The following is a 23,382-nucleotide window of genomic DNA, read 5'->3' as shown; positions in this document are numbered from 1 at the left end:
AGGAGTTTAGACCATAACATGTACGATAAGCGAGACCGCCTTTTAAAACTGCAGCAGGAAATTGAAGCCGTTGTCCAGCAGCTGGAGACCATCCCGGCGGAACATCAGGTAAATGCCGGCGGCATTATCGAGCGGTGCAGAAACTGCCTCAAGGCCGTGCCGGCCATTGACACCCCCGTTTATATCCACATCACAGGCACGGACAAGTCATTCAAAACCAGTTATCTGCTGGACCTCTTTGACAATGATGATTTAAAAGCGCTGTTTTCCGTTAAGAAACGGAATACCTCGGAGAATACCGCCGTCCCCTGCCTGGTGGATCCGGTGACCTGGACCGACGAGGTGGTGGTTTCCCAGGTCTCCATCAGCACGGGACGGGTGCTTCGGGACCGGCTGACCTGGGAGCAGTTCAACCGCCTTTACGACCTCTCCTCCGGGGCCGAGCCCGAGGATTACCTCATCCGGGTGGCCGTGCCGGCCGACAAAACCCCCATGACCCTGCCGGTGATCGAATACCCGGGCATCAAGGAGGGGGCCGACGCCCTGGAGAGCCAGAAGGACAGGCACCTCAAATTCCAGCAGAACATGCTGGACTGCCTGGTCCGCTACCCGGGTGTCCTGGTGGCCTGTTTCCAGCATAAGATCGCCATTCCCCCGGGCCATCCCCTGGACGCCATCCTGAAAAAATACGGGGATGTGCTGAAAACCAATTATTCCTACCACAAGCTGCCCCTGGTGCTTTCCCTCCAGGGGGACAGCGCCATTGCCAGCTACTGCGGGAATACGGATGTGGAAAGCGACCTGGCAGCGGACTTTAAAAGTTATACTTCCTTTGAATCCATTGTCCAGCTGGTCAATCCCTGCAATGGCGAATATCCGGTATCCTTTATCTCACCGGGGCCCCATGTGGATTCCTGGATCCGGAACCTTTCCAATTACAAAGACCTGCGGGAGATTAAGGATCAGGTCAAAAAGGACGGGGGCATCTCCTGGTCCAGGAATATGTTGGCCCAGCTCTGCTCCTCCTCCCATATCCAGGAAGCCCTGGACAATATTTTCCTTGCCCCTTGGATAAAGGAGGCGGCAGAGGTCCATGCCCTGGCCCTGGACAGCATCCACGACATTGAAAATTACGACGAGGTCACGGAAATAAAGGAACGGGTCCGCAAGGCCATCCTCAACGAGTCCTACCAGGGCATCCGGGAGTTTTTCAACACGGAGATGGCCTATACCCACAACGGTGAGATTCAGGACCACAAGGAATTCTGGACAACGGTATTCTCCCAGTATCTGGACCAGTTCCTGGGGGACAACACCAGGAGCCGCACCATTGCCGGCGTCCTCTGGGACAACCTTTACCGGCGCCTGGATCCCGACAGAAAGGGGTTCTTAAGCGCCAAGGAATCAGACCTGCCCCATATCATCATGAACATGGCTGAATTCTACGTGCCCAATACATTGGCAAGGGGGGATTACACCCTTCTGGAAAGACGTTTAATGGAGGAAGAATCCCATGATCTTTAAACTTTTCAAGAGAAAACCCAAGGAAGTGGACCAGTTCCAGCTGGAGCTGGAGGACGACGGCAAGCTCTACTATGAGACCATTGCCGGCCGGACCCCCAGGGATACCAACAACCACGAGGAATATATCCTCTTTATCGATTTCGGCTCCTACCGGACATCGGTGCTCTGCTGGCCCTGCAGTTTCGGCCGGGATAAGATCACCGATTCCTGGCAGTATGTGGTCCACGGGGATTCCGATGCCCAGGGCGGTTTCCCTTCGGCCTTTATCAATCCGCCCTCCGGGGACGAGCGGGACTTTGCATTCGTGCCCAATGTGGGGGAAAACAACGTCAGCTCCAGCCAGGTGGTGAGAAGCGCCAAATACGCCTTTGCCTCCAAGTTCGCCGCCTACAAGGGGGATGTGCCCCAGTTCAAGCTCTATATTAAAAAAATTCTTGAGGAGAGCTTCAGGTTCATCACCGAACCCAACAAGGAACGACCCTGGAACGGCCCGGCCATTCCCGTGATCACCGAGATCCGGGTCACCGTACCCGACCTTTTTATCGAGAACCTGAGGAACGGGTACCGGGAGAACATCTATTCGGTCTGCATGGAACTGGCTGCGGACCGGAAATGGAAGTGGCTGTTTCCTTCGGACCTGCGCCATCTGCGGAAAACCTTTGTGAATATCTCCGCCGACGAGAGCGGGGCCTGTGAACTCTACTTTCTCAATCTCATCAAACTTATGCCCTTCTGGGAACTCTCCGGCCACAAGGACCGGCGGCCGGATCTCAGGGAGGTGGATTTTCTCTTTTCCCAGGCCCCCTACCGGGACCCCGACGCCGAGAACCTTAATTTTGTGGTCTGCCATATCGATATCGGGGGGCTGACTTCCGATGTCAGCGTACTCCTGGCATCCACCTACCAGGATGAGGACCTGGGCATCACCACGGCCCTGAAGCGCAAGGAATCCTTTTCCGAAAGAAAGGCAGGGGAGTATTTTGCCGATGCATTCACCCAGACCCGGCGGCCCGAGGACGAGGGGCCCTGGTGGGAAAACGACCGGTTCCTGAAAAAGGAGTTTGCCCGGTTTCTGGAGCTGCTCTGCAACAAGCAGGCCGCCCTGGTCAATGAATGGCGGCGGGACCACGAGGTCTCCGGCATTTATTTCCTGGTTTCAGGCCGGCCCACCAAGGGCGAAAAGGTCAGGGCCGCCATCAAACACCACATCCTGAAAGAGTTCAACAAGGAGGAACTGCTGCTTCTGCCGGAGAACTGCCTGTTCATGGCCGAATACCGCCATGTGGGCAAAAACCAGGAAGGCGAAAGATACGCCAAGAAGATCAACCATTTTGAAAAGCTCATCACCCTCCTGGGCAATGTCTACACCCTTTACGACGGGTATGAGATCAGCTTCGAGGATCATAAGTATTATATATCCGTGGATACGGATACCCGCACCGATACCCAGATGGAAGTGGTGCCGGGGCGGATCTACAACATGGAGGAATTCGAAACCTACAAGAAATCCGCCATGCACAATAACGTAAACCACCTGGCCTTTACCCGGCTTCCGGCCAGTGATAACCACACCCGGTTTCTTACGGTAAAGACCATTGCCCGCCAGACCGCCTTTCCCGTGATAAAGGTGGCCCAGCCCACGGACGGCGACGGCCAGGCATGGATCATGCCCTCCCTGGTCATCACCAACCTGGAGCAGAACGACCAGGCCTTTGACCTCTCCTGGGGGACCTTGGTTTAAATACTTAAAACCGGGGAGATTTCTGTCTCCCCGGTTTTTTAGCAATTTCCATCCATAGACCGGGCCGCCCGGCCCCGGTGCCGACCTTCGGCAATTGAATGTTTCCATCCCGCCCGGCGGTTGAACTCTTTGCCCCGGAGAAACAGCTCCGGTAAAGAAGAATTGATTTTCAAGACAAATACCACCATAATGCAGCCCAAATACTTGTATTGGATGTTCTCTATGGGACAGATATAAAATTGAATGATTCGAGATATTATTCTAACCCCCTCCTTTGAGAAGGAATAACACCATGAAACCCCTTCGTATTTTTCTTTTGTTTATCTTTGTTTTTATCCTGCCGGCATGGGCGTCGGCCGCCGAGTTTGAGGCCCTGTTTGCCGGGCAGCAGACCGTGGACGGTGAAAATGCCCTGGCCGTTACCTTTTCCAAAGCCGTTGACGGGCGGCAGGACATGTCGCCCTACCTTAAAATCATGACAGACGGTGAGGAACCTGTGGAAGGGGCCTGGATACTGGCCCAGGATCCCCAGGTGGTTTATTTTACCCAGGTTGAGGCGGATACCGCCTACAAAATCCGGGTGAAAAAAGGGCTGAAGTCCGAGAGCGGAGATACGCTTGAGCAGGAAACCCTATATGAAGTCAGAACCCGTTCCGCGGAACCCATGATCGCCTTTGGCTCCAGGGGCTTTATCCTGGCCTCCAAGCTCATCCGTGGACTGCCCGTGGACAGTCTGAACATTGACAAGGCCGATATCGATTTTTTCCGGGTCAGGCCGGAGATGACCGCGGAGTTCAGGAAAAATTTCAGGTCCTCGGATTATATGAATTATTACCAGAGCCGGAACCTGGCCGAGGTGGCCGACCTGGTCTACTCCGGCCGCTGGGACCTGGAGATCAAAAAGGATCTGCGCACCCAGGTCAATATCCCCATCACCCACATCAAAGAGCTGAAGGCGCCGGGGATTTATTTTGCCGTCCTGCGGGGGGCTGGCCGGTATGAATACGGATACAATACTACCTGGTTCACCATATCGGATCTGGGTGTCCATGCCCGGATCTACAAGCAGAATTTAAATTTCTATGTCCAGAGCTTGGAAACGGCTAAGCCGGTGAATAAGGCGCGTGTGGAAGGCTTTGACAAAAAGGGGCGTTCCCTGTTTGCCCAGCCCACGGACAAATCCGGCCGGGCCATTATCCCCGGCCGTTTTGAAAAGCTGGCACTGGTGTCGGTGACCCGGGGCAACCATATCACCCTGATGCCCATGGATGTGCCTGCCCTGGATCTTTCAGAATTTGCCATGGGACAGGATCTTCACCGGCCGGTGCAGTTTTTTGCCTATGGACCCAGGGATATTTACCGGCCCGGGGAAACTGTTGTCATGGACGGCATACTGAGAAACCATGACGGGGGGGCGACCCCTGGGCTGCCCATCCGGGCGAAAGTGAAGCGGCCCGACGGTCGGATGGTCCGGGAATTCACCCTGAAACCGGGGGCCGGCAACCATTTCAGCACCAGCTTTACCCTGCCTGAAAACGCCCTCACCGGTAAATGGCAGGTGGCTTTTTCAGGGGGGGCGGGTGACCTCGATCCCTATGAATTCGTGGTTTCCGAATTCCTGCCCGAACGGATGAAGCTGGAGATTGCCAAGGATGAAGCGGCCGCTGCCTCGCCGGACACCCCCATGGCCATCCAGGTGCAGGGGGACTTTTTGTACGGTGCCCCGGCCGCCGGCAGCCGGGTCAATGCCCTGGTGCACATAAAGCCGGCCCGGGAACTCTTCAAGGATCAATGGCCCGGATTTGAATTCGGGGGTATTAAACATCTGATCAATACCTCGTTCACCACGGATGATGTCCGGCTGGATGATGCCGGCAAAGGGGTGATTCCCGTGGAGAACCGGTGGAAGGGCGTCACCTCCCCCCATTGGGTCACGGCCAATGTCAGCCTCTATGATTCCGGGGGGCGGCCCGTCGTGCGCAATACATCCAGACAAATCTGGCCGGCGGACGGACTGGTGGGGATCCGCAACCTGTCTCCCCTGAAAGAGGATGCCGGCCGGGTGCCCTACGACAGCACGGCGGAGTTTGAGGTGATCCTGGCCGATGCCGGCGGAAAACTGCAGGGGGCCAAGGGGCTGAAAGCCACGGTGATCCGTGAACACCGGGAATACTATTGGGAGTATAAAAACAACGAGTGGCATTGGGGATTTACCAGCCAGTTTTACCCCGTGGACCGGTTTAAAGTGGATATTGATGCGGCCGGGGAAACGGCGGGCCGGGCCCGGGTCGCCTTCCCGGTAAAATGGGGGGGATACCGCCTGGAAATCCTCAATCCCGCCACCGGACTGACCACGGCTTACCGGGTCAGGGCCGGATGGGATCCCGATCCGTCGGGCCGGGGCGGTATGAACCGCCCGGACCGGGTGGACCTGGCCCTGGACAAGCCCGCCTACGGGGCCGGAGATAAAGCCCTGGTTACGGTGAAGGCCCCCCAGGGGGGCAGGGGCTGGCTATTTGTGGATGCCCAGGAAAATCTGCTCACCCTGCCCATTGACCTGCCGGCGGCGGGCAAGGCCTTTGAAATTGATATCGATCCCGCCTGGAACCGCCATGATATCTATGTCTCGGCCCTGGTGGTGCGGCCGGGAGAAAGCAGGGACGCCCGGCTGCCCAGGCGGTCCGTAGGCCTGGTTCATCTACCCCTGGACAGAAGCAGCCGGCAGCTTGCCGTAAAGATCCAGGCCCCGGATAAAACCCAGCCCAATAAAAAGGTTGATGTGACCGTCTCCCTGAAAACAGCGGCGGGCAAGGCACCGTCAAAGGCCATGGTGACACTGGCTGCCGTGGATGTGGGCATCCTTAATCTCACCGGATTCAAAACGCCCTCTCCATTTGACTATTTTTTCCGACCCCGTAAATACGGGCCGGCACTCCAGGATGTCTACCAGAAGCTCATTGAGGCCAACAAGGGCGCCCATGCCCGGCAGCGGTTCGGCGGCGACGCCCCCACCCTGACCCGGGGCGGCGACCGCCCGTCCACGGACGTGCAGATTGTGGCCCTCTATCACCGGGCCGTTGAGGCCGATGACCAGGGGAATGCCGGGTTTACACTGGACCTTCCGGATTTTGACGGGCGGCTGCGCCTCATGGCCGTGGCCCATACGGCGGGTGAGTTCGGCGCCGGTGAACGGGAAATGATCCTGGCCTCGCCCCTGGTGGTCCAGGCCACCATGCCCAGGTTCCTGGCTGCCGGGGACAGGGCAAAGATCATGCTGGATCTCCACAACCTCACCGAAATGTCCCAGTCCCTCACCCTGGAGGCGGATATTTTCGGCCCCATCTCCTTTGAAGGGGAATCGGTCCGGCACCTTGAACTGGCCCCCTCGGCCAAAGCCGTGGCGGAGCTGCCGGTGGCGGCCGGGGCTGTGTCAGGCCGGGCCAGGATTACCTGCCGCATAAATGGAATAAAGGCCCAGGGCGCTTCCGGTGAATTGGTGAAAAACTGGTACCTGGAGACCCGGTCGCCTTACCCGCCCCTGACCAAACGCTGGAAACGGCAGCTTGCCCCGGGGGAGACCCTGTCCCCCGGGTCTTCGGATCTGGAGGCCCTGGTGTCGGGGACCATTGCCGTACAGGCCGGCCTGGATACGGAACCACCGGTTAACCTGGCCGACCATGTGGGCCGCCTCATGGCCTACCCCTACGGATGCCTGGAACAGACCGTATCCGGACTGTTTCCCCATGTCCTGCTCACCGGCGAGCAGTTCGCCGGCCTGGGGGTGGCCACCACCTCCCAGGAGGAAAAGACCAGAAAGATCAACACCGGTATCCAGCGGCTCATGGAAAAGCAGAAAAGTTCCGGCGGGTTCGGGCTATGGAACAGCAGCAGCCCCGAGGAGGCCTGGCTGACGGCTTATGCCGTCCATTTCATGGTCAATGCGGCGGATGCCGGGTTTGAGATGCCGGAGGCGGCTGGGAAAAAGGCCTTCAAGCGCCTGGTCACCTATGTGCGGCGGCCCAATATGATTCCCGTATCAAGATATGTGGAAAAGAATGCTTTCAGGGCCGCGGTAAGATCCTATGCCGCCTTTGTCCTGGCCCGGACCCAGTCCCTGAGCCTGGGGGATGCCCGGTCGGTATTCGCCTATGCCAGAAAACATGCCAAAGGGCCACTTGCCCTGGTTCAGGCCGGAGCGGCCCTGGGGCTGGCCGGTGACCGCCACCGGGCCGGGCAGGCCTTTGCCGAGGCCGTTGAGACTGGGCGGGACCGAAAATTCTATGTCGGGGATTACGGGTCCCGGGTCAGGGATATGGCCGTTGCCTATTATTGCCTGACCACCTGGTTTCCCGATTATAAATACCGCCATCTTTTTCTGGAAGAATTGGACAAGGCCCTGGCCGGCCGGGAGTGGCTCTCCACCCAGGAGCGGAACGCCCTGGTCATGGCAGGGGCCGCACGGCTGGCATCCGCGGGAAAACCCTGGCAGGCACAGGTTACGGTATCGGGTAAAGCCGGAACCTATTCCGGCGACCGGCCGGGGCAGGTTATTTTTACCCGGGGGGCGGCCGCCAGCGGATTTGAGGTTAAAAATACCGGCACTGCCAGCCTCTATGCGGACCTGGTGCTGACGGGCTATCCCAATGCCATGCCAGCCCCCTCGTCCGAAGGGGTTGAGATCCGCCGACGGTTTCTGGATGCCAAAGGCCAGCCCATGGATCCGGCAAAGGTGAAATCCGGGGACCGCATCATTGTGGAATTGTCTGTCACGCCATCGGAACGGATGCCGCATGCCCTGGTGGTGGATATGGTGCCTGCCGGGGTGGAACTGGAAGATCCCAATGTTGCCGGGGCCTTTCTCATCGACGATGTGCTGGTGGATAAAAAGCGGATCCGGGAATGGCAGACCCGGTACACCACCGCCCACACCGAGTACCGGGATGACCGCTTTGTGGCGGCCTTGAATCTGGTGGGCGGCAGAACCAGCCGTGTTTTCTACGGGGCCAGGGTGGTCAGTCCGGGCAGTTTCAAGGTGCCGCCCCCATTGGTGGAGGACATGTACCGCCCCTATATCCGGGGCATCGGGAATACCATTGAAAAAATGGAGGTGGCCGCGCCCTGAGCTGGTTGATGACAGGCCGACTGAATCGCCTTAAACTTGCCGGCCTTGCCGCCGTTGCATTGATTTTCCTGTTTGGAACGGCTGGGGGACTTCTCGACCGCTTGTTTCCCCTTCCCCTGGCCGGCCGGCCGGTGTCCACGGTGGTCACTGACCGCAGCGGTATCCCGTTGCGGGTATTTGCGGACCAGCGGGGGATATGGCGGTTTCCCGCTGTGCCGGACAAGGTTTCTGACCTGTATATCGAGGCGCTGCTGGGCTATGAGGACCGGTGGTTCTATTACCATCCCGGCATCAACCCCCTGGCCATGGCCCGGGCCCTGGCCCAGAACCTGATCCAGGGGCGGGTGGTTTCCGGGGGGTCCACCATTACCATGCAGGTGGCCCGGATCTTAACTTCGGGCACAGGCCGTGGAGGGGCAGCCGGCCGGGGGCGCCTCACAGTAAAGCTGATCCAGATTCTCAGGGCGGTCCAGCTGGAATACCATTTCACCAAAGATGAAATCCTGGGCCTTTACCTTACCCATGCCCCCTTTGGGGCCAATATCGAAGGGGTGAGGGCCGCAGCCCACACCTGGCTGGGAAAGGATGCTAACGATCTTACCCACGCCGAGGCCGCATTGCTGGCGGTGCTGCCCCAGGCGCCCTCCAGATACCGGCCGGACCGCCATCCCGGGCGGGCCGCCCGTGCCAGGAACAAGGTCCTGGACCGCATGGCAGGTTTCGGGATCTGGTCCCGTGAGGATATCGAGGCCGCAAAGCAGGAGCCCGTAGTCCCTTTCCGGTTTCCCAATCCCATGTCTGCCCCCCTGGCGGCCCGGCGGCTGAAAACCCTGGCGCCGGATGCCGGTATCATAAAGACCTTTCTGGACCAGGAAACCCAGCTTCATACCGAAGAACTGCTCAGTAATTATATGGCGACCCTGCCCCCGGAGCAGTCCGGGGCCGTTCTGGTGGTGAACCATAAAACCCTGGAGGTTCAGGCATATGCCGGGTCCGCAGATTTCTTCAGCATCCGGCGCCGGGGCCATGTGGACATGGTCACGGCCATGCGGTCCCCCGGATCGACTCTGAAACCCTTTGTCTATGGGCTGGCCCTGGATGAGGGGCTGGTCCATTCCCATTCCCTGCTCATGGATGTCCCCCGGTTCGGCCAGGCCTATGATCCGGGTAATTTTACCAAAGGATTTTCAGGGCCGGTGACCCTGACCCGTGCCCTTCGCGATTCTTTGAACCTCCCGGCGGTCCAGGTCCTTGCGGCCTACGGCCCGGCCCGGTTCCACGACCGCCTGAAAAATGCGGGGGCCCGGTTTGCCTTTGCCGGCAGGCCCAATCTTTCCATGGCCCTGGGCGGGGTGGGGACCTGTCTGGAATCCCTGGTCACCCTGTACACCGCCCTGGGCAGGAAGGGGGTGGCTGGCAGGCTCCGGCTGAGGCCATCCGACCCGGTAACGGAACGCTATCTCATGAGTCCGGGGGCGGCCTGGATTATCCGGCGGATATTGTCCCGGCCATTGCCGGGGCAGGAAAATATCGCCAGGCTTTCAGGGAACTGGCCCCTGGCCTGGAAAACAGGCACCAGCTATGGGTTCAGGGATGCCTGGGCGGTGGGGGTAAAAGGCGATTTTACGGCAGGGGTCTGGGTGGGGCGGCCGGACGGCTCCCCCTGCCCGGGGCAGTACGGGGGCGTCACGGCCCTGCCGCTGCTGGCCCAGGTCATGGAAAGCCTTGAGACCCCCGGCAGGATCGTTCCCCAGCCGGCTTCTGTGGCCCGGGAGCCGGTCTGCTGGCCGTCGGGCCTTGGGGAGAAAGCTGTCCGGGGCCGGGCGGCAGGGGCCTGTGCCCGGCGGTTTTCCGCATGGATCCTGGATCATAAAATTCCGCCAACCCTAACGGGGGAGGCGGGCCCTGCGGCCTCCCTGGTCCGCACTCTCTGGGTGGATGCCAGCGGCAACAGGGCCGCTCCGGTATGCGGAGGGGTGAAAAAGAAGGCCTTTGCCCTGTGGCCCTGGCAGGTTGAACCGTTTATACCGGCCCGGTTACGGCGCGCTTCAGTGATCCCGAGGGATTCGGAATCCTGTCCGGACCTGGCCCCCATGATTCTGCCAGCCCTGAGGATCGTTTCCATAGCAGATCACAGCGTGATTTCAAGCCAGCCCGGCCGCGGCGGTGCCTTCCTGCCCCTGAAGGCCCTGGGCGGCAATGGGAAACTGGTCTGGTTCCTGAACCGGCGTCCCCTGGGCAATTCTGCTGCCATGGCCATGCCTGAGCCCGGGGAATACCAGCTGGCTGTCGCCGATGAAACCGGAAGAAGTGACCGGATTCGTTTCAGGGTGATTCGAATCGCCCCCTGACCGGGGATGGCCGGTCTGCCACTTTTGACTTTTCCTCTGGTTTCATATAGACTTCCTGGAAAGATCAAAAGTTCCCGAAAAAACGGAAAATACTACAAATGAATCTGGTGAATGTATTTGACGCCGAACCCGGAATGGTTCTGGCCCGTGAGGTGAAAAACAGGGAAGGGCGCCTTCTGATGAAAGCCGGAACTCTGCTTGGGGAAAAGGAGATCAGGATTCTCCGGATGTGGGGCATCCTTGACGTCCATGTCGTTTCAGAGGGCGGTAAGAAAAAAACAAAATCAGAAGAACCCCTGGCGGAACGAGATGAATTCCTGGAAAAATGGTTCAGGAATAATGATCTCGACGATCCGGTGGTCCGGATGATCCATGACCTGGCCCGGGAGTGGTTTGAAGATCATCCTGGGATTTTCAGCGCCCTGGCGGCCCGCACAGGGGCCGCTGCAGAGGATGAAGAAATCCCTGCACCGGCCGGACCGGCGGACCCTGCGGCCCTGCTGGGGGATGAGGTCAAGCTGCCCTCCCTGCCCAAAATCTATTTTGAAATTGAGGCCGCGGTTGAGGATCCGAGGTTTTCCGGCAGGGAAATCGCAGAAATCGTCAGTAAAGATACCGCCCTTTCCGCCTCTCTGTTGAAAATCGTCAATTCCGCCTTTTACGGGTTCAGAGAAGGAATCAGTTCCCTTGCCCAGGCCGCTGTGGCCCTGGGCAGCCGGCAGATCTGCACCCTGGCACTGGGGGTGACCGTGATCAATTATTTCAAGGCCCTGCCGGGCCGTGCCCCGGATATGGAAGCCTTCTGGCACCACAGCCTGGGCTGCGCTGTCCTCTGTGCCAACCTGGCCACCCACATCCCCGAGGCAGACCGCGACCGGGTTTTTACCGGGGGACTGCTCCACGATATCGGCCGTCTGGTTTTCTTAAGCTATTTCCCCGATGCCTGCGGTGCCGCACTGGCCCGGGCCGGGAATTTGGAAAAGCCGCTGGTGCAGGTGGAACCGGATTTTTTTAAAATGGACCACGCCCGGTTCGGCAGCCTGCTGGCGGATTCCTGGAATTTTCCCGAACAGATTTCCCATTTGATCCGGAACCACCACAAGGCCTTTACCACCCTGCCGGAGACTGAAACTGCCGTGGTCTATTTTGCCAATTGGATGGTTTCGGCCCTGGGCATCGGATTCACAGGGGAAGCCGTCCTTCCGGCACTGGACCTTCATGCCTGGGAGGCCATGGGTATCCCGCCGGCGGCCCTGGTGCCGGTCCTCAGGCAGACAGACCGCCAGATCACTGAAGCCATAAGGTTCTTCTATGGATGATCCCAAAAAAATAAAGGCACGCCTTGAATACCTGGAAGAGGTCAACCGGTCCAGGATTCAGGCCCTGGATATGATCCGGGATATCGGCGGGATCCATGACAGCATCAGTCGGTTAGAAGATCCCGGAACCATACTGGAAACCTGCCGGAAGCAGGTCCGGAAGTTGATTCCCGCCACCACCCTGGCCTTCTATCTGGTGGATGAAAAGAGTTCTGATTTCAACCTTGAGAGCTGCACGCCGGCAGCGCAGCGGGACATGGTCGAAGCAGAAATTGAAGAATTCATCAAAGACGGCACCTTTTCCCGGGCGGTTCTTGAAAAGGGGCCGGTGATCGCCGGCTCCCGGGATTTCTCCGCCAATTTTCTCTTCCATGTCCTGGCCACAACCTCCCGGGTAAGGGGCATGTGTGTGGTTGTGCTGGAGGGAAATACCCGGAAGGTGCCCGATGCCGCCCTGGGGCTTATCTCCATCCTCATGACCCATTGCGCCAATGCCCTGGAAAGCCATGCTCTTTATACCCAGCTTAAATCCGCCAATGAGATGCTCAGGGAAAAGGTGGGCCAGCTTTCCAAATCCCAGTCCTATCTGCAGAATGAGGTGGCCGCCCATGTCAAGACCCTGGATGCCCTGGGTAAAAGCGAGTTACAATACCGGCTTCTGGCGGAATCCGCCCGGGAAATTATCATGACCATCTCTGAAGAGGGGCGGATCCTCTATGTGAACCCCTATTGCATCGCCCTTGGGAAATACGGCAATGGCGATCTGAACGCAATGGATGTCAACGATGTACTTGAGGGCGTCGGCCGCCTGGACCACCGGTTTTCCCAGGGGGCATCCCAGGTTCGGCAGGCCTCCCTGGTGGTAAAGGACGGGGGCCGGGTGCCCCTGGAGATATCCATTGTCCCCATTGCCGCCGGCAATGGGGGGGAGCTGCTGGTCACGGGCCGGGATATTTCAGAGCACCTCAGGGCCGAGGCGGAGAAAGAACGCCTGGAAGAACGGCTGTGGCAGGCCCGGAAAATGGAATCCATCGGACTGCTGGCCGGGGGAACGGCCCATGATTTCAATAATCTGCTGGGGATCATTTTTAATTATACCGACCTCGCCGTTGAATGCCTGCCCGAAGACCATCCGGCCGTCTCCTATCTGGGCCACGTGGAAACCGCATCCAACCAGGCCCGGGACCTGGCCCGCCAGCTCTATGCCATCGGCCGGGAGGACCATCATCAGACCTCTCTGATTGATGTGAACAAGGAGATGATGCAGTTGATGAAACTGCTGAAATCCTCCCTGGGCAAAAAAATGACCTTTGTCTTTGAGCCCGGCCCGGATCCTTTGATGGTCCGGGCTGAAGCGACCCGGATCCGTCAGATTCTGATGAATTTGATTTCCAATGCCTCCCATGCTACCGTCCGGGGCAAAATCAAAATGGGGGGAGAGCGTGTGGCGGTTGAAACCGGATCTTTTCAGGAGGGATTGGGGATTACCCCCGGACCATTTGTCCGGTTCTGGGTAAAGGATTCAGGTACGGGCATTGATCCGGACACCCTGCCCCATATTTTTGAGCCCTATTATTCCACCAAAAAAGAGGAGGGAAATGCCGGCCTGGGCCTGGCAGTGGTTCACGGTATTGTCAAAAACTACGGCGGGGCCGTGGATGTGGAGACCAGCCCCCCCCAGGGCTCCTGCTTTTTTATTTATCTTCCCGAGGCCGTTTAGCCTTGCCAGGCTTCGCGGAGAACGGGTATAATAATATGTTTTTTGCCGTCCTGGCAGCCAGATTCGGGGGGGGGAGGATGATCTAAAGTCAATTGGGCCGTATCATGCCGCACCCAGTAAACAGTCGTTTAAGCGACGGTGGTATAGCTGGGTGCGGCTTTATTGTCAGGGTGAAAAAGTGAAAAACAAGCCGGCCGGCTGGGTTCCGGCCGGATCATATCAACGATGGGAAAAATTCGATGAAGATCCACTATTCTGTTTTGGTTGCGGTGAGTTTGTTCCTGATTCTGCTGCCCGCCTCGGCCCCGGCCAAGTCCGGCTATAAAATAGCAATTATCACCAGGGTGGCGGAGAATGCCGCCTACCGGCACCAGGTGGTCCGGGAAATCAATGCCCTTCTGAAAAGCCGGGGGCGGGTGGAATACCAGGAGATCCAGGTGGCGCCCTATCCCCTGGAAAAAAGCCTGGCAACAATCCGGGCTCTCACGGCCGATGATACCATTGACTGTATTGTGGGGGTGGGGCCTGAAATTTCCGATGTCCTTATCCGCATGGGGGATTTTAAAATCCCTGTGGTTGCGACCGGCATCATAGACCGGAAACTCCAGGGGCTGGCCATGACGGCGGCGGGCACCAGCGGCATCCCGAATTTCAACTATATTGAAACCCACTTTGATGTGGAACGGGATTTCAGGACCTTCAAGAGCCTGTATGATTTTCATCACCTTGCCATCCTGCTGCCCGTCGATCAGACCACCATGTTTCATACCCTTTATACCTATTTCGGGCGCACCCTCGAACAGGTTGACCCGGCGTCAAAACTCTCCATAGTGGACATTGATCCGGCCAGGATTGAGCCGGGATTTCCAGACATTCCCCCGGAGGCGGATGCGGTCTACCTGCTGCCGTTTTTTTCAGAAAACAGCGACGAACAGATGAAAAATATCATCCAGGCGGTGAACGAGAGAAAGCTGCCCTCCTTTGCCCTGATGGGGGAGAAACATGTCCGCATGGGCGCCATGGCATCCATTGCGCCGGAGCGGAATTTGAACGCAGTCTCCCGGCGGGTGGCCATCAATGTGCTGGACATTCTGGAGGGCCGGGATGCCGGCACCCTGCCCGTATCCGTGGTGACATATACGGAAAATTTTGTGGTGAATGTGGAGACCCTGCGGGAAATAGATGTTTATCCCGGTTGGGAGGCTTTGGAGGGGGCCCGGCTGCTGAATCTGGAAAAACTCAGCCAGGGGCCGGGGCTGCAGCTTAAACAGGTTATTCTGGAAGCCTTGGACCGTAACCTGGATCTCTTGTCGGCCCGGTCCGATACCCGTATCCAGGAGATGGAAGCCGGCATGGCCGGGGCGGCCCTGCTGCCCCAGGTTAACCTTTCTGCGGGGCTGACCCAAATTGATGAAAACCGGGTTGAGGTCTCCCAAACCCATCCGGCCCGGACCACTGTGTCCGGCAGTGCCGGTGTCACCCAGGCCGTGTTTGCCGATGATCTGCTGGCGAATTTTTCGGTCCAGAAGTTACTAACCGAGTCCCGGCGATGCCAGGAAAAAACCGTATTGATGGATACGGTGGTTGCCGCCGGCCGGGCCTATATCCAGGTACTCTTTGCCATGAGCTCCCAGGCCATTCAGAACAATAACCTGGAGATGACCCGGAAGAATTTTGATATTGCCCGGAGCAAGGCGGCCGTCGGTGCGGTGGACGCTTCGGAGGTCAGCCGGTGGGAAAGTGAAATGGCCGCCAATCTCATCAGTCTCAACGATGTCTTCCGTGATCTCCAGCTGGCACGGATGAGCCTGAACCAGGTGCTGGACCGGCCCATCGACAGGGAATTCACCCCGGAGGATGTCGGTCCTGTGGCCGGAATTGAACTCATGATCACAGACCCGGAGGTTTACGGGCTGCTGGGGAATCTTAAGCGGTTAAAGCGGTTCAGCGATTTTCTGATCCTTGAAGCCGACAGAAATCTGCCGGAGCTCAAGGGGATCAAAGAAGATATCCGGTCCCAGGAACGGGTGGTCCTGAACCGGGAACGGGCGCTCTACCTGCCGGACATAAGCCTTAAAGGGAGTGTGGACAAGATCGTGGAGGAATTTGATGCCCGGCAGAAAACCCCTGGGGAGCTGGATCATCCCTGGTCGGTTTCCCTGATGGCCTCCTGGCCCATTTTCAGAGGCGGTGCGGACAAGAAGGATCTGGCCCAGAGCCGGGAACGGCTCCGTCAATTGTATATAGCGGAACGGAACCTGAGAAGCCAGCTACACCTGAACATCCGGTCAAAACTTGAAACCGCATCGGTTTCTGCCCGGGAGATCGAATTGTCGGAGAAAGGGCTGGCAGCGGCATTGAAAAATTTTGAGATCGTCCAGGCCGGATATGCCGAGGGGCGCAATTCGGTGACGGATCTTATTGACGCCCAGAATGCCAGGCTGCGAAGCGAACGGGCCGCGGCCGCGGCCAAGTATCAATTTGTATTGGATTTTCTGGAACTGGAACGGGCCATGGGCCGGTTTTATTTCCTGGACACACCTGAACAGAAATCGGCGTTTCTCAGCCGGCTCAGGGAATATATGGATACAACCCCAACCAAAGACGACAGGAAAAACGGATGAAACCCTTTTTTGTAGCTTTAGTGACCTGTGCTGTATTGGCCTGCAGCGGATGCTCCCAAAATGAACCCGTTGAAACCGAGAAGCCCCAGGCCCGCCCGGTGCGGTATACGGTGCTCAAATCCCAGACCCGGACCCTGAAACAGACCTTCAGCGGGACGGCCGCCGCCGACAGGGAAGCTGTACTCAGTTTTAAAGTGGCCGGCACCCTTAAGAACATCCCCGTTAAAGTGGGGGACCGGGTGGTGTCCGGCAGCCTTTTGGCCCGGCTGGACGAAACCGATCTTAAAGTGGATCTGGAATCGGCCCGGGCCGGCCTGAAAACCAGCCAGGCTGACGCCAAATCCGCCCAAACCAATGTGTATACCGCCAGATCAAATTATGACCGGATTCAAAAACTCTATGAAAACGACAATGTCTCTTTGAGCGAATTTGAGCAGGCCCGCGGCAATTATGAAACGTCCCTTGCCCAGCTTCAGGCGGCCAAATCGCGCATCACCACTGAAACAAGCAAGCTTCGGGCGGCAGAAAATCAGCTGCGCTATACCCGCCTCACCGCACCCTTTGAGGGGATTATCAACACCATTGCTGTTGAGGAAAATGAGGAAATTTCTCCGGGAAGCCCTGTGCTTACCCTCAGCGGTTTGGGAGAGCTGGATGTCAATGTCGATGTATCTGATCTGCATATTTCCGAAATCCGGGCGGGGATGCCCTGCCGGGTGACCTTTCCCGCCCTGGCCCACCAGGCCTTTGAAGGCCGGGTGACCGAGGTCTCCTATGGCGCTTCCGAAGCCCCGACCTATCCGGTCACTGTCAGCATATTGTCCCGGGATGACCGGTTGCGTCCGGGGATGGCGGCCGAGGTCCGGTTTGATTTCGGAAAGGCCGGAGAGGAATCCGGGATCTATCTCCCCGTTGACGGGGTGGGGGAGGAGCAGGACGAAAATTTTGTATTTGTCATTGTAAAAGGTGAGGGGAACCTGGGGACGGCCCGTAAACAAAAAGTGGTTGTCGGTCCCCTCACCGGAAAGGGGTTCCTTGTGAAACAGGGGGTGGCCCCGGGCGATATGGTCGCCACTTCAGGCCTTCAGCTTCTGATGGACGGCATGGCGGTGAAACTCCTGGATGACCCGGTGAACCAATGGTAATGCGCGAGCAAATTGCCGGTCTGCAATGGATCCTAGGGTAACTTCTAAATCATAAATCCGGATATATAATGAATCTTACAGCCTTTGCCATCACGAAAAACCGTATTTCATTGAGCCTTCTGGCCATTGTGGTCCTTTTGGGCATCTCCATGTACAAGGGGCTTCCCCGGGACAGCATGCCGCCTTATGTGGTACGGGTGGCCACCATTGTTTCCAGCTTCCCCGGGGCCAATCCCCAGCGGGTGGAGCAGTTGGTGAGCAAAAACATTGAAGAGGTGGTCCAGGAGATCCCCGAGGTCAAAACCATTACCTCCCAGTCCAGAACAGGGCTTTCGGTGGTCACGGTCACCCTGAAGGATGAGGTGAAAAAGGAGGGGCTGCAGGATATCTGGGATGACTTGCGGCGGAAGCTGGAGAATATGGACACCCTGCCCCAGGGGGTGACGCCCAATTTAAAGGATGATGATGTGGGGGTGGTCTACGGCATCATCCTGGGCCTGGTTTCCCATGAGTTTTCCTATGCGCAGATGGAGGATGTGGCCACACGGATCAGGGACGATCTCATTACCCTGCCGGATTCGGCCAAAGTGGTTCTCGGGGGCGTACAGGAACAGCAGGTGGTGGTGGAGTTCGACACCGCCCGGCTCAGTGAATACGGCCTCACCGTGGGCAAACTCAAGCAGATCATCCAGGAGACCAATATCCTGGAATCCGGGGGTGAAATCAATGTGGGAGACAAGCGGCTGATTCTGGAACCCACGGGGAATTACGACACCATCGACGCCCTGAAAAAGACCATCATCCCGGTGGGTAACGACGGGGAAACGGTTTACCTGGAAGCCATCACAAGGATAAGAAAGACGTATAAATCCCCGGCCACGGGCCTGGTCCGGGTAAACGGGAAGCCGGCCATTTCCCTGGCCATTTCCCTGAAGGAAGAGGCCAATATCATCGCCCTGGGCAAAATGGTGGATGAAAAGCTGGCAGACTACAACCGCCGCCTGCCCCTTGGATTTGAGGTGATCCGCCTGGCCTCCCTGGACGGATACGTCCAGACATCCATCAATGATTTTGTCAGCAACCTTTTGCAGAGTATCGGCATCGTCATGGCGGTCATGCTGGTCTTTCTGGGGCTGCGCACCGGCCTGGTGGTGGCCGCCCTCATCCCCCTGGTGACCATCATGACCCTGATGCTCATGGGCGTCATCCATATGGGGTTAAACCAGGTGACCCTGGCCGCCCTGATCATGGCCCTGGGCATGATGGTGGACAATGCCATCGTGGTCTCGGAATCCTTTATTGTGAAAATGGAAGGGGGGCAGGACCGGATGGCGGCTGCCGTGGAAACCTGTAAAGAACTGATGATCCCGCTGCTTATTTCCACCCTGACCACTTCGGCCGCCTTCCTGTCTTTTTTCCTGGCGGAATCTGCCATGGGGGACATCATGGGGCCGCTCTTTGTGGTCATATCCTTTGCCCTGATCTCTTCATGGGTGATGAGTTTAACCATCATCCCCCTGCTGGCCTATTACTTTGTGAAGGTAAAGACAAAGGATAATCAGGCGGCCCAAAAATCAATTTTTGACCTGCTTAACAAGGGGTATATTATTATGCTGGGCTGGGTGCTGAAGATGAAAATCGTTTTCATCGCCCTCATGCTGGCTGTCTTTTTCATTTCCCTCAAAGGCTTCGGCCTTGTCCCGTTTATCTTTTTTCCGGACAGCGACCGGAATATGATCACTGTGGATATCAACCTGGCCCTGGGCACAAAAATAGAAAAGACCCAGGCGGTGGTCAAGGCCATTGAAGACCATATCATTGAAAATCTGAAAACCGGACCGCAGCGGCCCAAGGGGATTACCGACTGGTCTTCCTACATCGGTGAGGGACCGGAATCCTATGACCAGGGATACTCGCCGGATGAGGCCAACTCCAGCTACGCCCACATCCTGGTCAATACCAGCAGCGGGGAAGACAATGCATGGTTGATAAAGGACCTTGATTCCTTCTGCTTCAACGCATTCCCCGAAGCCGATATCCAGGTCTCCCTTCTGGCCCAGGGCGGGGGCGGCACCCCTGTGGAAATCCGTATCCTCGGCAGGGATCAGGATGTCCTCTACAGGCTGGCGGGTGAAACCAAAGCCGAACTGGGCCGGATTAGGGGCACCAAAAACGTGATGGACGACTGGGGGCCCAAACTCCTTAAGTTCGTTATTGATATTGATGCGGCCAAAGCCCGGAAAGCCGGGGTGACCAATGAGGATATTGCGGTGAGCCTCCAGACCGGCCTGTCCGGCGTGCGTGCCGGAACCTTCAGGGAAGGCCAGGATAGCCTGGCCATTCTCATGCGCAGCCGCCAGTTCAGCAGCCAGACCCTCCAGGATCTGGAAAACACCAATGTCTTTGTCCAGTCTTCGGGCAAGGCCGTGCCGTTAAGCCAGGTGGCCCGGATTATCCCCCAGTGGGATTATGCCAAGATCATGCATTATGATCTTTTCCGGAGCATTACCATCACCTCGGGCCTCCGGCCGGAAATCACGGCCAGCGAGGTTGCCGGGCAAATCCGGTCCTGGCTGGACGAACAGTCCGAAGAGTGGCCGCCGGGCTATGGATACGAAATGGGCGGGGATGCGGAAAACACCCAGGAGAACATGGCCGCCGTCACCAAATACCTTCCCCTGTCCGGATGCATCATCCTCTTTCTGCTGATTCTCCAGTTCAATGCCATGCGGAAAACATTCATGGTCCTGGCCACCATTCCCCTGGGCATCATCGGGGTGGTCATCGGCCTGATTGTTTTCAGGTCCTATTTCGGGTTCATGGCATTCCTGGGGGTGATTTCCCTGGCCGGCATCGTCATCAATAACGCCATTGTGCTCATCGACCGTATCGACATTGAGCAGAGCGAATTCGGGCGGCCTCCGGCAGAGGCGGTGACAGAGGCCTGCCGCCAGCGGTTCCGGCCCATCCTGCTCACCACATTGACCACCACCCTGGGATTGATCCCCCTCTACCTGGGGGGGGGATCCATGTGGGAGCCCATGGCGGTCTCCATCATGGTGGGGCTGCTTTTCGGCACCTGCATCACCCTGCTTTTTATCCCGGCATTGTATTGTATCCTGTATAAGGTTAAGTTATAGATCCGGGCGGGGCGCTAATTGTTGTCTCCGGTTTCCCGGCTGATGATACGCAGGCCGTCCAGGGTCAGGGACTGATCCACGGATTCGATGGCATTGGAAACCTGGCTAATTAGGGGGGCCAGGCCGCCGGTGGCGATGACCTTGGGAGTGATGCCCATCTCTTCTGCCATCCGGGCAACCATCCCGTCCACCATGGCGGCGTTGCCGTGGATGATGCCGGATTTGATGCTTTCAATGGTATCGTCGCCGATGACCCGTTCCGGAGCCTTGAAAATTTCCACCCGGGGCAGGCGGGAGGCGCGCTGGAAAAGGGCCTCTGAAGAGATCATCACCCCGGGGCAGATGGCGCCCCCCAGGTATTCCCCCTTGGCGGTGATGGCGTCGAAGGTGGTGGCCGTGCCGAAGTCGATGATGATCATGGCGGTTTTATATTTATCATAGGCGGCCACGGCATTGACGATTCGGTCCGCACCCACCTCATTGGGATTGGAGTAGAGGATGGGCATCAGCTGTTTCACCGAGGCCGGATTGATCCACAGGGGGGAAAGGTTGAGGTAGCGTTCGCAAAAGGCGTTGAGTATCCGCACCGAGGACGGCACCACCGAGGAGATGACGGTTTTGGTGATGTCGGTGAGTTGGATGCCCTTGTCGGCGAACAGGGCACGGGCCAGGATGTTGAATTCGTCGGCCGTGTTTTCCCTCACCGTACGGATCCGCCAGTCCTGTTTGAGTTGGTCGTTTTCATATACACCGATAACCGTGTTGGTATTGCCCACATCAATCACCAGCAGCATTGTTCTCTCCTTTTTTATTCATTTTACTTGATTGTGACGGTAAAGACCTGGGGGGATGCTTTTGTCATGACCAGATCCACAGGGATGTCAATATAGGCGTGGCGGGCATAGACACCTGGTTTCAGGCCGTTGAGGTCCATGAATGCGCAGATTTGCTCCAGCACCGCCTTGGCGCCCAGGGTATCTTCCGGGCCCTTGATTTCAATGTCGATCCGGTCCGGTTTGATACTGACCCTGCCGGTCCGGTTGCGCAGTTCAATGGGAATGCCTTCAATGGTCCGGACCGCTGTTCTGGGCTTTATGGGCACCGTAACAATGAACATGGGGCGGTCTGCGGAAAAGAGCAGCGGATTGTCCAGGTCCAGGGGAATTTCTTTTTTGAATGCCTCGGCCGCATTTCCCAGGTCTACGGGTTTGGTTTTCAGGGTTTTGATGCCGTCTATCAGCGTGCGGGCCCCGGTGAGATCCACCGTGGGCGGGTCGACGGCCGGCGCCAGGGCCATGTATCCCTTGGCCGGTTCTCCGGAATAGGGGACGGTGACCTTAAAGGTCCGGGTGATTTTTTTATCCAGGCGGACGCTGAGGTAGGACGGGCTGATGTCCAGGATGGTGATGGCCGGATCCAGGGGGATCCGGGTCCGGTCCACCGGCAGAAGATAGTGGCCCGGTTCGATGGAGTCCGATGCGCCGGCCGGGTCAAATTCCAGGTCTGTGTAGAGGTCCGCCGGGTAGAGGATGGTTTCCGTGTTCAGCTTTTCAATGCGGCCCGGGTTGCCCTTGATCCGCAGTTCGATTTTATTGGTATGGAACTGGGTGATCACCATGCCCTCGGGGACATTGGCGAAGTCCACAGGCAGCAGGATATCCGTTTCCACGGGCTCCACCGTGCAGCCCGAGACCTGCAGGACGGCCAGGAACAGAAAGAAACATATCCCGGCGGCGGCGAACCGGGCCGGGATATGTTTGAAATCAGGCATTCCGGATGGCATCAATGATTCGGGTGAATGAAAATACCGTTTCCACGTCGTGGACCCTGACGATGTGGGCACCGTTCATCAGGGAGGCGGCACAGGCCGCCAGGGTCCCGTATTCGGTCCTGGGGTCCCCGGGGCCGGCGGATTTGCTGGTGGTATCCGTTAGAATGTTCTGGATAAAAGATTTTCTGGACGGGCCCATGAGTATGGGGAATCCCAGGGCGGTGAGCCGGTGGAGTTCCTTGATGAGCACCAGGTTGTGGTCCACGGTCTTTCCGAATCCGATACCCGGGTCCAGGATAATTTTTTCCCTGGCCACCCCTTTTTCCATGGCAAAGGCCACCCGTTTTTCCAGGTAGGTGGAGATCTCCCCCATGAGGTCGTCGTAACTGGGGTTGATCTGCATGGTTTCAGGGGTGCCCCTCATGTGCATGAGAATGGCGGGCGCCCCGGTTTCGGCGGCCACATCAACCATTTCCGGATCCTTTTCAAAGGCTGAAATATCATTGATGATGGCGGCCCCGGCCGCCAGTGCGGCCCGGGCGACCCCGGATTTCACCGTGTCAATGGAGATGGGAATATCAATTTCATTGGCAATGGTTTCAATCACCGGAATGGTCCGGTCCAGTTCCTCCTGCTCAGAGACGGGTTCGGCAAAGGGGCGGGAAGACTCTCCGCCAATGTCCAGGATATGGGCCCCGGCGTCCACCAGGGCCTTTGCCTGGGCCAGGGCGGCATCCAGGGAGTTGTACCGTCCTCCGTCGGAAAAGGAATCCGGCGTGGTGTTTAAAATACCCATGATGCAGGCCCTGGTACCCAGATCAAGTCGAAAACGGCCGAATTCAAGTGAAAATGTGGTAGTCGTCATGGGCACTGCTCCTATTTGTCTTTATCCTCAGGGGGGTGGTTTTCAGCATCCTCATCCGCA

The 23,382-nt window shown here is 57.7% G+C and carries 12 protein-coding genes; 9 read left to right on the top strand and 3 right to left on the bottom strand.

Annotated elements, in window-relative coordinates:
* Positions 1–18: 18 nt before the first annotated feature.
* From HUN04_12260 to HUN04_12220, 9 genes are all read left to right on the top strand, one after another.
* Complete coding sequence (locus HUN04_12260; protein ID WDP90425.1) at positions 19–1,524, top strand: hypothetical protein; 1,506 nt, start codon at positions 19–21, stop codon at positions 1,522–1,524.
* On the top strand, positions 1,514–3,265 hold the full coding sequence (locus HUN04_12255) for a hypothetical protein (protein ID WDP90424.1): 1,752 nt from the start codon (positions 1,514–1,516) through the stop codon (positions 3,263–3,265). Before HUN04_12260 ends, HUN04_12255 begins: the two co-directional genes overlap by 11 nt.
* A gap of 292 nt (positions 3,266–3,557) precedes the next feature.
* Positions 3,558–8,387 carry an alpha-2-macroglobulin family protein gene (locus HUN04_12250; GenBank protein WDP90423.1) on the top strand — a complete coding sequence of 1,610 codons (4,830 nt, stop codon included), beginning with the start codon at positions 3,558–3,560 and terminating at the stop codon, positions 8,385–8,387.
* Between the two features lie 8 nt (positions 8,388–8,395).
* Entirely contained in the window at positions 8,396–10,738 is a 2,343-nt protein-coding gene (gene pbpC, locus HUN04_12245) for a penicillin-binding protein 1C (protein WDP90422.1), read from the top strand.
* A 98-nt stretch (positions 10,739–10,836) separates the two neighbouring features.
* On the top strand, positions 10,837–12,057 hold the full coding sequence (locus tag HUN04_12240; GenBank protein ID WDP90421.1) for an HDOD domain-containing protein: 1,221 nt from the start codon (positions 10,837–10,839) through the stop codon (positions 12,055–12,057).
* Positions 12,050–13,777: a PAS domain S-box protein gene (locus tag HUN04_12235; protein ID WDP90420.1), complete on the top strand. Its 1,728-nt coding sequence runs from the start codon at positions 12,050–12,052 to the stop codon at positions 13,775–13,777. The genes HUN04_12240 and HUN04_12235 overlap by 8 nt, the downstream gene beginning before the upstream one ends.
* 239 nt (positions 13,778–14,016) lie before the next feature.
* Positions 14,017–16,401, top strand: coding sequence for a TolC family protein (locus tag HUN04_12230; GenBank protein ID WDP90419.1), 2,385 nt, complete (start codon positions 14,017–14,019; stop codon positions 16,399–16,401).
* A complete protein-coding gene (locus tag HUN04_12225; GenBank protein ID WDP90418.1) occupies positions 16,398–17,546 on the top strand; it encodes an efflux RND transporter periplasmic adaptor subunit in 1,149 nt (382 codons plus the stop codon). Before HUN04_12230 ends, HUN04_12225 begins: the two co-directional genes overlap by 4 nt.
* Positions 17,547–17,614: 68 nt before the next feature.
* Positions 17,615–20,686 (top strand): efflux RND transporter permease subunit, encoded by a 3,072-nt coding sequence (locus HUN04_12220; protein WDP90417.1) that lies wholly within the window; start codon positions 17,615–17,617, stop codon positions 20,684–20,686.
* A 14-nt stretch (positions 20,687–20,700) separates the two neighbouring features.
* Here the strand turns inward: HUN04_12220 and HUN04_12215 are convergent, their stop codons facing one another.
* From HUN04_12215 to folP, 3 genes are read right to left on the bottom strand one after another with little or no spacing between them, the layout of a single operon-like run.
* A complete protein-coding gene (locus HUN04_12215; protein ID WDP90416.1) occupies positions 20,701–21,480 on the bottom strand; it encodes a type III pantothenate kinase in 780 nt (259 codons plus the stop codon).
* Positions 21,481–21,503: 23 nt separating this feature from the next.
* Positions 21,504–22,469, bottom strand: coding sequence for a YbbR-like domain-containing protein (locus tag HUN04_12210; protein WDP90415.1), 966 nt, complete (start codon positions 22,467–22,469; stop codon positions 21,504–21,506).
* Positions 22,450–23,322 (bottom strand): dihydropteroate synthase, encoded by an 873-nt coding sequence (gene folP, locus HUN04_12205; GenBank protein WDP90414.1) that lies wholly within the window; start codon positions 23,320–23,322, stop codon positions 22,450–22,452. Before folP ends, HUN04_12210 begins: the two co-directional genes overlap by 20 nt.
* Between the last annotated feature and the right edge of the window lie 60 nt (positions 23,323–23,382).

Source organism: Desulfobacter sp. (genome assembly GCA_028768525.1).
In the GTDB taxonomy this organism is placed as follows: Bacteria; Desulfobacterota; Desulfobacteria; order Desulfobacterales; family Desulfobacteraceae; genus Desulfobacter.
Note: the sequence above shows the minus strand (reverse complement) of the source record. Positions and strands in the feature narration are given on the sequence as shown.

What these genes read in the sequence shown, in the direction of transcription:
- HUN04_12215 (WDP90416.1), bottom strand. Translation starts at nt 21,480, where the DNA reads ATGCTGCTGGTGATTGATGTGGGCAATACCAACACGGTTATCGGTGTA.
- pbpC (WDP90422.1), top strand. Translation starts at nt 8,396, where the DNA reads ATGACAGGCCGACTGAATCGCCTTAAACTTGCCGGCCTTGCCGCCGTT.
- folP (WDP90414.1), bottom strand. Translation starts at nt 23,322, where the DNA reads ATGACGACTACCACATTTTCACTTGAATTCGGCCGTTTTCGACTTGAT.
- HUN04_12210 (WDP90415.1), bottom strand. Translation starts at nt 22,469, where the DNA reads ATGCCATCCGGAATGCCTGATTTCAAACATATCCCGGCCCGGTTCGCC.
- HUN04_12220 (WDP90417.1), top strand. Translation starts at nt 17,615, where the DNA reads ATGAATCTTACAGCCTTTGCCATCACGAAAAACCGTATTTCATTGAGC.
- HUN04_12260 (WDP90425.1), top strand. Translation starts at nt 19, where the DNA reads ATGTACGATAAGCGAGACCGCCTTTTAAAACTGCAGCAGGAAATTGAA.
- HUN04_12240 (WDP90421.1), top strand. Translation starts at nt 10,837, where the DNA reads ATGAATCTGGTGAATGTATTTGACGCCGAACCCGGAATGGTTCTGGCC.
- HUN04_12250 (WDP90423.1), top strand. Translation starts at nt 3,558, where the DNA reads ATGAAACCCCTTCGTATTTTTCTTTTGTTTATCTTTGTTTTTATCCTG.
- HUN04_12255 (WDP90424.1), top strand. Translation starts at nt 1,514, where the DNA reads ATGATCTTTAAACTTTTCAAGAGAAAACCCAAGGAAGTGGACCAGTTC.
- HUN04_12225 (WDP90418.1), top strand. Translation starts at nt 16,398, where the DNA reads ATGAAACCCTTTTTTGTAGCTTTAGTGACCTGTGCTGTATTGGCCTGC.
- HUN04_12230 (WDP90419.1), top strand. Translation starts at nt 14,017, where the DNA reads ATGAAGATCCACTATTCTGTTTTGGTTGCGGTGAGTTTGTTCCTGATT.
- HUN04_12235 (WDP90420.1), top strand. Translation starts at nt 12,050, where the DNA reads ATGGATGATCCCAAAAAAATAAAGGCACGCCTTGAATACCTGGAAGAG.